The sequence below is a fragment of the Streptomyces sp. NPDC017936 genome (genome assembly GCF_044328485.1).
Classification (GTDB): Bacteria; Actinomycetota; Actinomycetes; order Streptomycetales; family Streptomycetaceae; genus Streptomyces.
Map to the genome: position 1 here is coordinate 175014 of NZ_JBIRHK010000002.1, position 13890 is coordinate 188903.

Annotated in this window: 14 protein-coding genes; 8 read left to right on the forward strand and 6 right to left on the reverse strand. The window is 74.1% G+C overall.

Annotated elements, in window-relative coordinates; translation table 11 throughout:
- Nucleotides 1-331 precede the first annotated feature (331 nt).
- Nucleotides 332-1024 (forward strand): response regulator, encoded by a 693-nt coding sequence (locus ACH4F6_RS04375; RefSeq protein WP_397958363.1) that lies wholly within the window; start codon nt 332-334, stop codon nt 1022-1024.
- Between the two features lie 452 nt (nt 1025-1476).
- Here the strand turns inward: ACH4F6_RS04375 and ACH4F6_RS04380 are convergent, their stop codons facing one another.
- The 5 genes from ACH4F6_RS04380 to ACH4F6_RS04400 form a co-directional block, all read right to left on the reverse strand.
- Nucleotides 1477-1899, reverse strand: a complete 423-nt coding sequence (locus ACH4F6_RS04380) for a pyridoxamine 5'-phosphate oxidase family protein (RefSeq protein ID WP_397958364.1) — start codon at nt 1897-1899, stop codon at nt 1477-1479.
- Nucleotides 1900-1985: 86 nt separating this feature from the next.
- Nucleotides 1986-3725 carry a GAF domain-containing protein gene (locus ACH4F6_RS04385; RefSeq protein WP_397958365.1) on the reverse strand — a complete coding sequence of 580 codons (1740 nt, stop codon included), beginning with the start codon at nt 3723-3725 and terminating at the stop codon, nt 1986-1988.
- 200 nt (nt 3726-3925) lie between these two features.
- Nucleotides 3926-4483, reverse strand: coding sequence for a TetR/AcrR family transcriptional regulator (locus ACH4F6_RS04390; RefSeq protein ID WP_397958366.1), 558 nt, complete (start codon nt 4481-4483; stop codon nt 3926-3928).
- Nucleotides 4484-4493: 10 nt separating this feature from the next.
- On the reverse strand, nt 4494-5078 hold the full coding sequence (locus ACH4F6_RS04395; RefSeq protein ID WP_397958367.1) for a sugar O-acetyltransferase: 585 nt from the start codon (nt 5076-5078) through the stop codon (nt 4494-4496).
- A 194-nt stretch (nt 5079-5272) separates the two neighbouring features.
- Nucleotides 5273-6238 carry a glycoside hydrolase family 6 protein gene (locus ACH4F6_RS04400; protein ID WP_397958368.1) on the reverse strand — a complete coding sequence of 322 codons (966 nt, stop codon included), beginning with the start codon at nt 6236-6238 and terminating at the stop codon, nt 5273-5275.
- Between the two features lie 381 nt (nt 6239-6619).
- Here ACH4F6_RS04400 and ACH4F6_RS04405 point away from each other — a divergent pair, with 381 nt between their 5' ends.
- On the forward strand, nt 6620-7633 hold the full coding sequence (locus tag ACH4F6_RS04405) for a LacI family DNA-binding transcriptional regulator (protein ID WP_397958369.1): 1014 nt from the start codon (nt 6620-6622) through the stop codon (nt 7631-7633).
- 289 nt (nt 7634-7922) lie between these two features.
- Nucleotides 7923-9488: a hypothetical protein gene (locus tag ACH4F6_RS04410; RefSeq protein ID WP_397958370.1), complete on the forward strand. Its 1566-nt coding sequence runs from the start codon at nt 7923-7925 to the stop codon at nt 9486-9488.
- Nucleotides 9489-9919: 431 nt separating this feature from the next.
- On the opposite strand, the gene ACH4F6_RS04415 is transcribed toward ACH4F6_RS04410, so the two are convergent.
- On the reverse strand, nt 9920-10057 hold the full coding sequence (locus ACH4F6_RS04415; RefSeq protein WP_397958806.1) for a hypothetical protein: 138 nt from the start codon (nt 10055-10057) through the stop codon (nt 9920-9922).
- A gap of 38 nt (nt 10058-10095) precedes the next feature.
- Here ACH4F6_RS04415 and ACH4F6_RS04420 point away from each other — a divergent pair, with 38 nt between their 5' ends.
- The 5 genes from ACH4F6_RS04420 to ACH4F6_RS04440 all read left to right on the forward strand — a co-directional run bounded on the left by ACH4F6_RS04420 (nt 10096) and on the right by ACH4F6_RS04440 (nt 13761).
- Nucleotides 10096-10299, forward strand: coding sequence for a respiratory nitrate reductase subunit gamma (locus tag ACH4F6_RS04420; protein WP_397958778.1), 204 nt, complete (start codon nt 10096-10098; stop codon nt 10297-10299).
- A gap of 158 nt (nt 10300-10457) precedes the next feature.
- Nucleotides 10458-11759 (forward strand): 4-carboxymuconolactone decarboxylase, encoded by a 1302-nt coding sequence (gene pcaC / locus ACH4F6_RS04425; protein ID WP_397958371.1) that lies wholly within the window; start codon nt 10458-10460, stop codon nt 11757-11759.
- A 40-nt stretch (nt 11760-11799) separates the two neighbouring features.
- Entirely contained in the window at nt 11800-12435 is a 636-nt protein-coding gene (locus ACH4F6_RS04430; RefSeq protein WP_397958779.1) for an MBL fold metallo-hydrolase, read from the forward strand.
- 39 nt (nt 12436-12474) lie between these two features.
- Nucleotides 12475-13254 carry an exodeoxyribonuclease III gene (locus tag ACH4F6_RS04435; RefSeq protein WP_397958372.1) on the forward strand — a complete coding sequence of 260 codons (780 nt, stop codon included), beginning with the start codon at nt 12475-12477 and terminating at the stop codon, nt 13252-13254.
- Between the two features lie 66 nt (nt 13255-13320).
- Complete coding sequence (locus ACH4F6_RS04440; protein WP_397958373.1) at nt 13321-13761, forward strand: DUF6278 family protein; 441 nt, start codon at nt 13321-13323, stop codon at nt 13759-13761.
- The last annotated feature ends 129 nt before the right edge of the window (nt 13762-13890 follow it).

A 13890-nucleotide genomic window follows, 5' to 3' on the forward strand; every position in this document is an offset into this window, starting at 1 on the left:
TGACGCACCGTCGGCCCACGGCCCCGCCCGGCGCGCCGCGCGAGGTCCCCGGGCGGGCCCGCCCCGCGGGGGCGCCCGGGGGCGGGGCCCGGCCCCCCCGGGGCGGGCCCCGCGTCCTGAGCGCGCCCCGCGGACCCCGTCCGGTCGCACCGGCCGCGGACGGACCCTTCCCTCGGGTGTCCGCGGGCGGCCGGGGAATGGGGCGGGCAGGGCCGACCGGCCCTGGTCCTTCGGCCCTGGAACGCGCAGGATCTGCGGTAGACAGGGACGGGTACGGCCCGCCGGGCCGTACCCGTGCACGATCCAGACGGCGCAGAACGAGGAGCATCCGATGGCGGACGGCGAGCGGCCCGGCCCCGACAACCCGATCCGGGTCTTCCTGCTGGACGACCACGAGGTGGTACGGCGCGGGGTGCACGACCTGCTGAACGACGAACCGGACATCACCGTGGTCGGCGAGGCCGGCACGGTCGAGCAGGCGCTGGTGCGCGTGCCCGCGCTGCGCCCGCAGGTCGCGGTGCTCGACGTGCGCCTGCCGGACGGCGACGGCGTGACCGTCTGCCGGGAACTGCGCTCGCGGATGCCGGAGCTGGTCTGCCTGATGCTGACCTCGTTCGACGACGAGGAGGCCCTCCTGGACTCGATCATGGCGGGGGCGTCCGGCTACGTGCTGAAGCAGATCCAGGGCTCGGACCTCGTGTCGGCCGTGCGCACGGTGGCCGCGGGCCAGTCCCTGCTCGACCCGAGCGCCACCGCCAGGCTGATGGCCCGGCTGCGCCAGGGCCAGGAGCCGGAGCCCGAGCCCGACGCCCTGCCCGGTCTGACCGAGCGGGAGCGGGAGATCCTGGCACTGATCGGCGAGGGACTGACCAACCGTCAGATCGGTCAGCGGCTCTACCTCGCCGAGAAGACGGTGAAGAACCACATCTCCCGGCTGCTGGCCAAGCTCGGTGTCGAGCGGCGCGTCCAGGCCGCCGTCATCGCCACACAGGCCCAGGACCGGCTCAGGCAAGAAGGCCACTGAGGCGCCCGGTCCGGACGACGCGCCGTGCCGCCCCACCCCGGCCGACGTCGGCGCGCCGGCCGGGGCGGGGGGGCACCACCGGGCGTCCGTCGTGCCTCGGGGCACAGCACGCCGGTGCCGGCACCGCGGGACCCGCCCGAGCCGTGCGCCGACCCTCGGGAGCGCCGGCCGGGCCTGGCGGCCGGGCACCGGGTGGTGCATGACGGGACGCGGGAGGCGCCGAGCGGGGCGAGCCGCCCGCCCAGCCGCCGGTGGCCGGGGCGCGGCGGGCCCACCGGGCTGCTCCCGGGGCCGGCTGGCCGGACACCGCGGCACCACGCACCACGCGCGGTGCCGGTCGCCGTGGCGCGGGGAGCGGGGAGCGGGCGAGCCTCACCGAGGGCGCCGGCGGACCGGCCCGGCGGTCGCCGTCCCCGTCCCGGCGGCCGTCCCGGCGCCGACAGGGCCGGCTCTCACCGTGCGCCGTGCGGTCCCCTGAGCTCGCGTCCGGTGACCATCTCGGACTCGATCCGCACGAACACCGCGTCCCGCGGCGGCATCCAGGAGACGGGACCGGCCTGCGACAGACGCTCGTGCTCGTCGGGGTCGGTCACCACGGTGGCCCGTCCGGTGACGACCACGCTCCAGCCGGACCGGCCCGCCGCGTCGAACTCGTCCGCCTCGAAGGCCACCACGACGCCGTCGACGGCGCGCACGAGGTCCGAGTCCGGTGAGGTGCACAGCAGGACGGAGGCGTCCGTGTCCAGCGAGAAGTTGAGCGGAAGGACCGCGGGCAGGGCGTGCCGGGTGTAGACCACGCGGCCGACCGGCACCTTGGTGAGCAGGCGCAGGCACTCCTGCCGGTCGAGTGCGCGAAAGGCGTCGTTCTGGGACATCGGCCCATCGTCCCCGCGGCCGTGGCGCGGTGGTAGGGCCGACCGGCCCTACCCTTCGCGTCCCGGCCGCGACGGCGAAGCCGGGCTCAGGCCTGCGCCTGCGTGGGGAGCGGGACCGTCCACTCCGCGACGGTGCCGGCGGGGCCGTTCGCTCCGAGCGTGAAGTCGCCGCCGAGGTCGGTGGCGCGCCGGCGGAGGTTGTCGAGGCCGCTGCGCCGGGTGACGGCGGGGTCGACGCCGGCGCCGTTGTCCGCGACGCGCAGCCGGAGCCGGCTACCGTCGGTCTCGGCCGTGACCTCCACCTGGGTGGCGTGCGCGTGCCGGGCGGCGTTCGACAGCGCCTCGCGCAGCACCGCCAGCAGGTGCTCGGCGTGCTCGGCGGGTACGGCGGTGTCCAGCAGGCCGGTCATGCGCAGCGCGGGGGCGAAGCCCAGCACGCCGGCGGCCCGGTCGGTCTCGGCCAGCAGCTGGGCGCGCAGTCCGCCCCGCGTCCCGGTGCGGTCGCGCTCGTGCAGCGCGTAGATCGTGCCCCGCACCGTCTTGATGGTGTCGTCGAGGTCGTCGACCACCCGCTGCACCCGCTCGGCCACCTCGGGCCGGTCGGAGACCCGGTTGAGCACCGAGTTCAGGGTCAGCCCGGAGGCGAACAGCCGCTGGATGGCCAGGTCGTGCAGGTCACGGGCGATGCGGTCACGGTCGGACAGGACCAGCAGCTGGTCGGCCTCGCGCCGGTGCTCGGCGATCTCCAGGGCGAGCGCGGCCTGGTCGGCGAATCCGCTGATCATGGTCATGGTGGCCTCGGAGAACTCCGGCCGGCCGGGCAGGTTGGCGACCTGCAGCACTCCGCGGGCGTGCTGGTCGCCGCCCAGCGGAAGCAGGAACCCCGGCCCCAGGTCGAGCTGCCCCGCGGAGCCGCCGCCCTCCTGCGGTTCCCGGGACAGCGCGCCGCTGCTGATCCGCTCGTTGGAGTGGTACACCTTCGCCGCCAGGGTGGTGAGCGGCAGCACCAGGCCGTGCACCTGCTCGGAGCCCACTCCGTCGGCGGCCTCGATCACCAGCTCGTCGCCGCCGTCGAACGGCACCGCCAGCGTCACGAGATCCGCCTCGGCCAGCGTCCGTACGGTGGAGGCGACCTGGTGCAGCACCCGGTCCTGCTCCGTGCCCGAGAGCAGGCTGCGGGTCAGCTCGCTGCTCGCCGACAGCCACTGCTCCCTGCGGCGCGAGTCCTCGTACAGGCGGGCGTTGTCGATGGCCACGCCGGCCGCGGCGGCGAGCGTGCGCAGCACCGCCTCGTCCTCGTCGTCGAACTGCGCCCCGCCGCGCTTGTCGGTCAGGTAGAGGTTGCCGAAGACCCGGTCGCGCACGCGCACCGGTGTCCCCAGGAACGTGGTCATCGGGGGATGCCCCTCGGGGAAGCCCACCGAATCGGGATGGGAGCCGAGGTCGGCGAGGCGCAGCGACTCCGGCTCCCTGATCAGCAGGCCCAGGATGCCGTGGCCCTCGGGATAGTGGCCGATCGTCCTGATCGTCGCCTCGTCCACGCCGACCGTGATGAACTGCTTGATCCGCCCTTCCTCGCCCACCACGCCCAGCGCCCCGTACTCGGCGTCCACCAGGGCCACCGCGGACTCGGTGATCCGCCGCAGCACCACGGCGAGATCCAGGTCGGAGCCGATGGCGAGGACCGCGTCCAGCAGCGTGTGCACCCGGTCCCGGGTGGCGCGCACCTGCGCCACCTGCGCCTGCAGCCCCTCCAGCAGTTCATCCAGCCGCAACTGCGGCGCCGTCGGACCGTTCCCGCGCCCCGCTGCCGGACTCTCCGCCATCCCCGCTCCCTCCGGAAAGGTGCCCCCGGCACCTCCACCATCATGCTCGAACGGCCCTGTCGGCACGCGAACACCTGTGTGGTCCGCGGCCGTGCCGACGGTTCAGATCCTAGGGCCCGGCGACCTTGGTGAAGAAGCGGTTCCCGGCCGCCGGCCGGTGGTCCGCGACGTCGTGAACGGGCCGTCGGCGGGGCGGGCCGTCAGCGGGTCCGCCGGGTGGGCGAGGTGATGCGCGTGACGGCTTCCAGGGTCAGGGCGCGGTCGCCGGGTTCCCGGTCCAGGGCGCGGTGGAGGGCCAGCCCCTCGATGAGGGCGTCGAGCTGGCGGGCGGTGTCCGGGTCGAAGTGCTTCTCCAGGTGGGCGCGGCTGCGGGCCATCCACGCGTGGGTGAGTTCCCGGTAGGAGGGCTGCCGGGCGGCGAGGGTGTACAGCTCCTGGGTGAGGACGAGGTCGCGCCGGCTCCCCTCGGACAGGGCGTCGATGAGGTCGGCCACGGCGGCCCTGGCCTGGTCGCGGTCGGCCGGCGCGGCGAGATGCGCGTCGAACAGCGAGACGACGTGGTCGGTGAAGCGCCGGAACGCCTCCCGCAGCAGCTGGTCGATGCCGCTGAAGTGGTAGGTCATCGAGCCCAGGGGCACCCCGGCGCGTGCGGCGATCTTCCGGTGGGAGACGCCCGCCACGCCCTCGTCGGCGATGAGGTCGAGGGTCGCGGCGAGGATGCGTTCACGGCGCTGCGGGTCGGTGTGTCCGGTGGCCACGGCGGGGCCTTCAGAGGGTGCGGACCGGGCGGGCGGGGTTGCCGACGGCGACGACGTTCGCGGGCACGTCCTTGGTGACGACGGCGCCGGCGCCGATGACGGAGTTGTCCCCGATGGTCACGCCGGGCAGCACGATGGCGCCTCCGCCGATCCAGACGTTGTCGCCGATGGTGATCGGCCGGGCGGCTTCCAGCTTGTCGCGGCGGGGCTGCGGCTCCAGCGGGTGGGTGGGGGTGAGCAGCTGGACGTTCGGCCCGATCTGGCAGTCCTCGCCGATGGTGATGGCGGCGACGTCCAGTGCGGTCAGGTGGTAGTTGACGAAGGTCCGCGCCCCGATCGTGATGTTGCTGCCGTAGTCGACGTGGAGGGGCGGCCGTACGTGCGCCTCCTCGCCCAGGGAGCCGAGCAGCTCGGCCAGCAGGGGCCGCGCGGCGTCGGCGTCCTCGGCGTAGGCGGCCTGGTAGCGGGCCGCCAGGCGTACGGCCTGCTGCTGGCGGCGGGCGATCTCGGGATCGTCGGCGATGTAGAGGTCGCCCGCGAGCATGCGCTCCAGGTTCGTGCGCGGGTCCTGTGCGAAGTGGTCCGTCGTCGGCATGCGCCGAGCGTACCCGAGGAGTGTACGAACGTACCCTCGTGGGGCGGGGCGCCCGGTACGGGCACGGCCGCCCCGCCCCTGACAGGGCGCGCGCCCCGCCGGCGCCGAGCCCGCCGACCTGGTCGACGAACCGGTCGGGGGAGCGCCCGCCGCCCCGGCGGACCGCCGGTCGCCGGGGCGGCGGGCGTCCCGGATCAGTAGCCGTAGATCATCTTGTAGGCGACCTCGGGGAGGAACTGCCCGGCCGTGGAGCCGGCTCCGACGCCGCAGTTGCCGTCCGACTCGCCCGGGGCCTTGATCCACAGGAGCATCTCGGCTCCTCCGCCCGTCCGGGTGGGCGTGCCGATGCGGCGGCCCGAGGGATTGCACCACTGGCCGTCGGAGCCGTTGCCGTTGCGGCTGGTGTCCACGACGAACGGCTTGGTGTAGCCGAAGCGGGCGCTGAGTTCGCTGTTGACGGCGTTGCCGTAGGCGGTGTTCTCCGCGGTGGTGAAGTAGTTGGAGACGTTGAGCGAGAAGCCGTGGGCCTGCCGGAGGCCGGCTTCGTGGAGGCGCCGGGCCATGGTCGCCGCGTCGACCCAGCGCGGGTTGCCGGCGTCCAGGTAGACCCAGGTGTTGGGGGCCTGGCGGCCGAACTGGGCGAGGGCGCCCGTGAGCATGCCCTCGCGTTCGTCGATCTGCGCCTGGGTCATGCAACCGTAGTCCCCGAGGGAGTCCGGTTCGAGGATGACGACGGCCGGGCGGTTGCCTATCCCGCCGGCGAACCGGGCGATCCAGTCGGCGTAGGCGGACGGCGAAGCGGCTCCGCCGGCGGAGTGTCCGCCGCAGTAGTCGCGGTTGTAGACGTTGTAGGCGACGAGGACGGGCAGCTTGTCCCGCTGGTCCGCCGCCCCGACGTAGGCGCCCGTGGCGGTGCCGATGCTGCCGCTCCAGGAGCCGAACCAGCGGGCCGTCGGCGTGTTGGCGAGGGACGCGTCGATCGCGGCGGCCCGGCCGTCGCCGGGGTTGGCGGCCACCCACCTCTTCGCGCTGGAGTCGGGGTCCACGTAGAACCCGCTGGTCATGGTGGTCGGGTCGGCCGCGTGGGCGGACGGTGCGGCGGCGAACGCCAGCGGCAGGGCGAAGAGCGCTGCGGCCAAGGCGCGGAGTCTGCGGCGCATGACGGAACCTCGTTCTCCTGGCAGGGATGCGTCGCGCGCTCTCGTCCCGAGCGGGCGACACGCTGAGGAAGTGCGGGGGTACGACCATGTACGGGAGCGCTCCCACTGGAAGCGCTCCCAGTAGCGCGGCACAACTGTTGGGGCGTGGTCGGTATGGTGTGGCGGGGTGGCTGAGCTGTCAAGGGCCAACGCGCAAGCGCTCTCTGCGACTTGTGGACCGCGGGCCTGACGGACGCAGAGACTGGAAGCGCTCCCAATCGGTCGGCCCCTGAGGGTCCTCGCCGGTTCTCGCCGGTCCCCGCCGTCCACCGGACGGGTGGCAGCGGCACGGGCCGAGGTGAGACGCTGCCCGTCCGGTCGAGAGGGAAGGGCTCGTGATCCATGGCAGAGGATGCGCCGCGTCGGCAGCCGACGCTCGACGAGGTGGCCGAACGCGCCGGTGTCTCCCGCTCCGTGGCCTCCCGCGCCCTCAACAACGCCCCGCATGTCAGCCGCGCCAAGCGCGAGGCGGTGGAACGGGCCGTCCGGCACCTCGGGTACGTACCCAATCCGACCGCCCGCGCCCTGGCCACGCGTCAGACGGGAGCGGCCGCCCTGGTCGTCTCGGGCGAGGATCCGTCGATCTTCGCCGATCCGTTCTTCGCCCAGGTGATCGTGGGGGCGTCGGCCGCCCTGGAGGAGGCCGACCTGCATCTGATGCTGTGTCTGGCCGCTTCCGAACGGGGCCGCAAGCGGGTCGAGGAGCTCCTTCGGTCCAAGGGCGCGGACGGGGTCATGCTGATGGCGCTGCGCGAGGACGATCCGCTGGCCCGTACGGCCGATGAGGCGCAGATGCCCGTCGTGTTCGGCGGACGTCCGGTCGGTTCGGTTCCCCGGTGGTACGTGGACGTCGACAACGTCGGCGGAGCGCGTCAGGCGACCGAGCACCTGCTCTCGCGCGGCCGGAGGCGCGTGGCCGCGATCTGCGGGCGTCTGGACACCGAGGCCGGGCGCGCCCGGTACCGCGGCTACCGGGACGCCGTGCTGGGCGCCGGCCTCGATCCGTTCCCCCCGTGGGAGGGCGACTTCACCGAGCCCAGCGGAGCCGCCGCCATGGCCGCACTGCTGGCGGACCACCCCGAGGTGGACGGGGTCTTCGCGGCCAACGACAACATGGCGGTGGGAGCGCTGCGCACGTTGCGGGAGGCCGGCCGACGGGTCCCCGCCGACGTCGCCGTGGTCGGCTTCGACGACCTGACGGTCGCCCGGATCGCCGATCCGCCGCTCACCACCGTCCGTCAGCCCATAGAGGCTCTCGGACGGGAGATGGCGCGCATGCTCGTCGCGCTCGTCAACGGCCAGGACCCCACCCCGCTGATCCTTCCGACCCGCTTGGTCGTCCGCTCCAGCGCCTGACGGCCGTGATCCGGACGCAGCTGTCGACACGGCGGTGACCGACCCACCGTCCGGGAGTCGGGTCCCGGCCCGATCCGGGGCCCGGCATCGGTCAGCAGGCCGAGTGGGTCTGCCGGAACTTTCCGGCCCCTGTGCCACCATGCCGTCCGCTGACGCCGCCCCGGGCCCGGGACCGGTTCCCCGCGACGTGTTCCACGGCATCCCGAGGAGTTTCCCCACCGCACCCCTTCTGTTGGCCGTGCCCGGCTACCTTCGCCTCGCCCGGTCCGGCAGCAGGAGAGGTACGTCCATGAGCACTCCGGTCCACCGCACCCCGCCACGGCGGTCCGCGGCCGTCCCGGCGCCGGCCCGGCAGCGTCGGGAAGGGAGCCGGACCGGGAGCCCGGCGGAGCACGCCCTCCTCCAGATGCAGTCCAGTGCCGGCAACCGGGCCACGACCGCGGCGGTGCAGCGTGCCAGGGGCGCGGACAAGGGGAAGGCCCCGGAGAACGGCGGCGCGTCCGCCGGAGCGAAGAAGAACTACCGCGACCGGATCGCCGAGCTCCTGGACAGGTTCAAGAAGAATCTCGAGCCCATCGACACCTTCATCAAGGGGGTCCAGACCCCCACCAACGCGGGCTTCACCCAGCAGGCCGCCGCCGCGGCCGACGAGGGCCTCAAGCACTCCGCCGCCGCCTCGGGGACCTCCGCCGCGTCGGGGAACCTCCTCACGGAGGCCACCGGCACCGTGGTCAGCGGCATGGACGCGTACAAGAACATGAAGGACGCCAAGAAGCACGAGACCGGGGCCGGCCACCACACGGCGAAGAAGAAGGCCAAGACCAAGGGGACCGACACGGTCATCGGCGCCGCCGGTTCGGGAAGCTACAGCGCCGCCATCGCCAAGGAAGTGACCAAGATCCAGAAGGCGGCGGACGCCGCGGTGGCGTCCGAGGCGAGCGGTGTCGCCAGCGCCTCCGTCGGTGCGATCAAGGGCATGCGGGCGGCCTTCCGCGTCGGGGGAGCGGCCCGCAAGTACAAGAAGGTGAAGGAGCTCGGGGACCCCCACCTCGTCCACGCGGGGTCGCTGGCCCGGCTGAACGAGTCGCGGGAGCAGGCCGACTGGGCCGCGGCCGAGGCGTACGTCGCGCTGGACGCCTACTGGGACCACGAGGGCGAGGGACGGCTGGAGCTCGTCTCCGAGGCCATCGACGCCGCCTGGGAGGCGATGGGGGAGGCCCGTGACGCCGCCGAGAGCCTCCAGCGCGCGGAGCGAGACGTGGAAAAGCTGAGCACGGTGCAGGAGTACGCGAAGAAGAAGCAGCTCACCAAGATCGGCAAGGAGGCGATCGGCGGCGCGGTGGGCGAATCCACCAAGGCCGCGGCCGGCGTCGTGACGGCGGTCGCGGCGGGAACGGCCGGGCTGGCGAGCAACCCGGTCGGATGGGGCCTCGCCGGGGCCGGGGCCGGCCTCGTCCTCGGCGTCACCCTGTACAAGGCGCTCCGCGCCGCCACGAAGCGCTACGAAGAGGTCCGCCACCCCGAGCGCTGGGCGCCGGAGGGCGAGACCCCGGCGGAGGCCGCGTCCCGCGGTGAATCGCTGAAGCACGCCCTGACGTTCTGGAAGAAGGTGTCGAAGGGCGAACGTCAGGCCATGGCGCGCGAGATCTACGCCCTGGCGGCAGGCCCCGACATCCCCGGCAGCGGCGACACGACGGCCGAGATGAGGCAGTCCGCAAGGGCCCTCCTCGTCGCTCTCAAGTCAGGCCCCACCCAGCACAAGCTGGAGCCGGAAGCGTGGGCGGACACCCTCAACGACCCGGCGAAGACCGCCGGTTGGATCAAGGAGATAGCGGAACAGCTGGCCTCGGGGTGACCGGGGGCGGAGAGCGGGACGGTTCGCCGGGCGGCACGGCTGTCGTACGTCTCCCGGTGGGACACGTGCGTGTGTCTCCCGGTGGGACGTGTGCGTGGCTGTGGGACTCGGCGCGTTCCGTCCTCGGCCGCGGGAGGTGCTGCCGGGCGAGCCACGGCCTGCCCGCCCGCGGTGTGCAGCCGCCGTCAGGGCCGTAGCCGAAGCGGATCAGCACCTGCGGATGGCACCGTTCGCGCCGGGGGAGGGCCATGGCCGACCGCAGGCCGGGCCACTCCATGTCCGGCTGTCCGGATCGAGTTGGAAGCGCCGGGGCCGGGTGTCATGGATCGACGGGGCTGCCACGGCGGCTGCCGACAGCGACTCCACGGTGGCCGGCCCGGGCAGGACGGGGGTACGCATGATGCCTCCGGTGTCCGTGTCGTGGTCGCGGCTCATGCGGCGGGCAGGGCGGTGGCGAGCAGGACGACGCCGAACGAGCCGACGAGGGAGACGACCGCCAGGGCACGGACCAGGTCGGTGCGGCCCTCGGAGTGGGCGATGCCGTGCCCCGCGGCGGCGAGCATCACCACCGCGAACAGGGCGAGTTTGGCCGCCGGCCGACCCGGACCTGATGTCCGGCGCCCCGGTGCCGTTCGAGCTGCACGCGATCAGTGCCCTGCTGCTGTTCACGGCCTGGCCGTTCACCCGGCTCGTCCACAGGCCCACCGCGCCGGCGGGCTGTCCGACCCGCCCCTACGTCGCCCACCGCGGCCGCGACGTCCGACTCGGTGCCCGGGCCCCGCACCGCGGCTGGGAACGGACGGGTCCCTGACGGCCCGTCCCGCCACCGGGACCGGCGGGCAGGACCCGACGTGAGGCCGTCCGGCGCCTCGGGCGGTGCGCCGCCCGAGAGGCCTTCGATCCGGCCGGAACGGTACCCGGCGCCCCCTCGTTACAGGGGTGTCCGTGATACATGAGAGGGTCTGACGGGTGAGCGAGACACCACCGAACACCCTGCAATACCGCTTTGACGGGCCAGAAGACGCTCCGGTCCTGATCCTGGGGCCCTCCCTGGGCACCACCTGGCACATGTGGGACCGTCAGGTTCCCGAACTCGCCCAGCAGTGGCGGGTCTTCCGCTTCGACCTGCCCGGTCACGGCGGCGCCCCGGCCCACCCGGCGGGTTCCGTCGCCGACCTCGCCGCCCGGCTGCTCGCCACCCTCGACGCGCTCGGCGTGCAGCGCTTCGGCTACGCGGGCTGCGCGCTCGGCGGCGCCGTCGGCGTCGAACTGGCCCTGCGTCACCCCGAGCGGGTCGCCTCTCTCGCACTGATCGCGGCCTCGCCGCGCTTCGGCACGGCGGACGAGTTCCGGCAGCGGGGCGTGATCGTCCGCACCAACGGCCTCGACCCCATCGCCCGCACCTCGCCGGACCGCTGGTTCACCGGCGGCTTCGCGGCAGCACAGCCCGCGATCACCGACTGGGCGGTGCAGATGGTGCGCACCACCGACCCCGGCTGCTACATCGCGGCCTGCGAGGCGCTCGCCGCCTTCGACGTGCGCCCCGAGCTCGGCCGGGTGGGCGTGCCGACCCTGGTCCTCGTCGGCTCCGACGACCAGGTCACCGGACCCGCCGAGGCGCGCACCCTGGTCGCCGGCATCCCCGACGCCCGCCTCGCCGTCGTCCCCGGCGCCTCCCACCTGGTCCCGGTGGAGCAGCCCGCCGCCGTCACCGACCTGCTGGTCCGGCACTTCTCCACCGCCTGGCAGCCCGCCCACGACCACGGCACGGGCCAGACCGTCCTCCCCGGGATCCCCCCCAAGCCCGCCCTGAACGTGCCCCCGCAGGCCGCGCCCATCGCCGAGATCGCGCCCGCCGCGGCGGTCGTCCCGCCCCGGGTGACGGGCCGCCCCGACCCGTACGACGTGGGGCTGAAGGTGCGCCGGGAGGTGCTCGGCGACGCCCATGTGGACGGGGCCCTGGCGCAGGCCGACGACTTCTCCGGCGACTTCCAGGAGTTCATCACCCGCTACGCCTGGGGCGAGATCTGGGACCGCCCCGGTCTCGACCGGCGCTCACGCTCCTGCGTCACCCTCACCGCGCTCGTCGCCGGCGGCCACCTGGAGGAGCTCGCCTTCCACACCCGCGCCGCCCTGCGCAACGGCCTCACCCCCGACGAGATCAAGGAAGTGCTGCTCCAGGCCGCGGTCTACTGCGGCGTACCGGCGGCGAACAGCGCCTTCCGGGTGGCGCAGCAGATCATCCGGGAGGAGACGACGCCCACCGAATGAGCCCCGCACCGGGCGGGGGCAGGATGGACCCATGACGCTCATGAAGCTCACGAAGAAGTCGCACGCCTGCGTCCGCCTGGTCAAGGACGGGCGCACCCTCGTCCTCGACCCGGGCGCGTTCACCGAGGAGGACGCCACGCTCGGCGCGGACGCCCTGCTCGTCACGCACGAGCACCCCGACCACTTCGACGAGGGGCGGCTGCGGGCGGCCATGGAGGCCGACGCGGCCACGGAGATCTGGGCGCCGAAGTCCGTCGCCGGGAAGATCGCGGCCGCCTTCCCGGGCCGCGTCCACACCGTCGGCCACGGCGACGCCTTCACCGCCGCCGGCTTCGACGTCCAGGTCCACGGCGAGCTGCACGCCGTGATCCACCCGGACCTCCCGCGCGTCACCAACGTCGGCTACCTGATCGACGGCGGCCGCGTCTTCCACCCCGGCGACGCGCTCACCGTGCCCGACCAGCCGGTGCTCACGCTCCTCGCCCCGGTCCAGGCCCCCTGGAACAAGATCGCCGAGGTCATCGACTACGTCCGCGAGGTCAAGCCGCGGCGCGTCTACGACATCCACGACGCCCTCCTCACCGACCTGGCCCGCCCCCTCTACGACACCCACCTGGGCAACCTGGGCGGCGCGGACCACGGCCGGCTGGCGTCGGGCGCCTCCACGCAGGTGTGACGGGCCGCGTTGTCACAGGCGCCGGGTAGGTTGAGAGGCATGCGCATCGCGACCTGGAACGTGAACTCGATCACCGCCCGCCTGCCGAGGCTCCTGGCCTGGTTGGAGAGCAGCGGCACCGACGTGCTCTGCCTCCAGGAGGCCAAGGTCGCCGAGGAGCAGTTCCCGTTCGACCAGCTGCGCGAGCTGGGCTACGAGGCCGCGGTCCACGCCACCGGCCGGTGGAACGGCGTGGCGGTGCTCTCCCGCGTCGGCCTGGAGGACGTGGTCAAGGGCCTGCCCGGCGACCCCGGCTACGAGGGCGCCCCGGAGCCCCGGGCGATCTCCGCCACCTGCGGCCCGGTCCGCGTCTGGTCGGTGTACGTGCCGAACGGCCGCGCGGTGGACCACCCGCACTACGCCTACAAGCTCCAGTGGTTCGAGGCCCTCAGGGCGGCCGTCGCCGGTGACGCGGCGGGCAGCCGCCCCTTCGCCGTGCTGGGCGACTACAACGTGGCGCCGACGGACGACGACGTCTTCGACGTGGCCGTCTTCGAGGGCTCCACCCACGTCACCCCCGCCGAGCGCGCCGCCCTCGCCGCCCTGCGCGAGACCGGCCTGTCCGACGTGGTCCCGCGCCCCCTGAAGTACGAGCACCCCTTCACCTACTGGGACTACCGCCAGCTCGGCTTCCCCAAGAACCGCGGCATGCGCATCGACCTGGTCTACGGCAACGCGCCGTTCGCCAAGGCCGTGCAGGACTCCTACGTCGACCGTGAGGAGCGCAAGGGCAAGGGCGCCTCGGACCACGCGCCGGTCGTGGTCGACCTCGAGGTGTAGCGGCGCCGGCCGTCGCGGTCCGCGCGCCTGTGGTGCGCCCGGTGGTGCGGGTGTCAGGCTGGGCCCATGGAGATCTCCTTCCTGGACAGGTGGCGCAGAAGGCGTGACCCCGCCCGCGGTGCCGCGGCGTTCGACGAGGACGGGGACGGGTCGGGCGGTTACGCCGGGCTCCTGGCCGAGTGCGAGCTGCTGCGTTCCCTGGCCGAGCGGGAGGGGGTCCGGCTCGACGACACCACCGCCTCGCTGGAGGCGCTGGACCAGCTGGTGCCGCGCTGGCGCGACGACGAGGAGACGCTGCAGTGGCTCGGCAACGACGCCGGGCTGTACCTCGGCACGGTCGTCGTGCGCACCGTGCCCGGCGCCGTCTGGCGGATCCTGCCCGGCGGCCGCCCGGTCGTCCGGCTGGCCTCGGGCCGCGAGATCGACGTCGTGTCCGACGGCCAGGCGTGGGCCGCCAGCGGGGTCCCCGAGCTGTCCCAGGCGTACGCCGGGATCGCGGAGGTCTGAGCCGCCGCCGCGGCCCGCTGCCGGACCGGGGGCGCCGGCCCGGCCCGCCGTCCGCACCCGGCTGCCGTCCGGGATCCGTGACGCGTGCCGGGCCCCCGGTCCGCGGCCCGGCCCCCCCCGGGCCGGTCC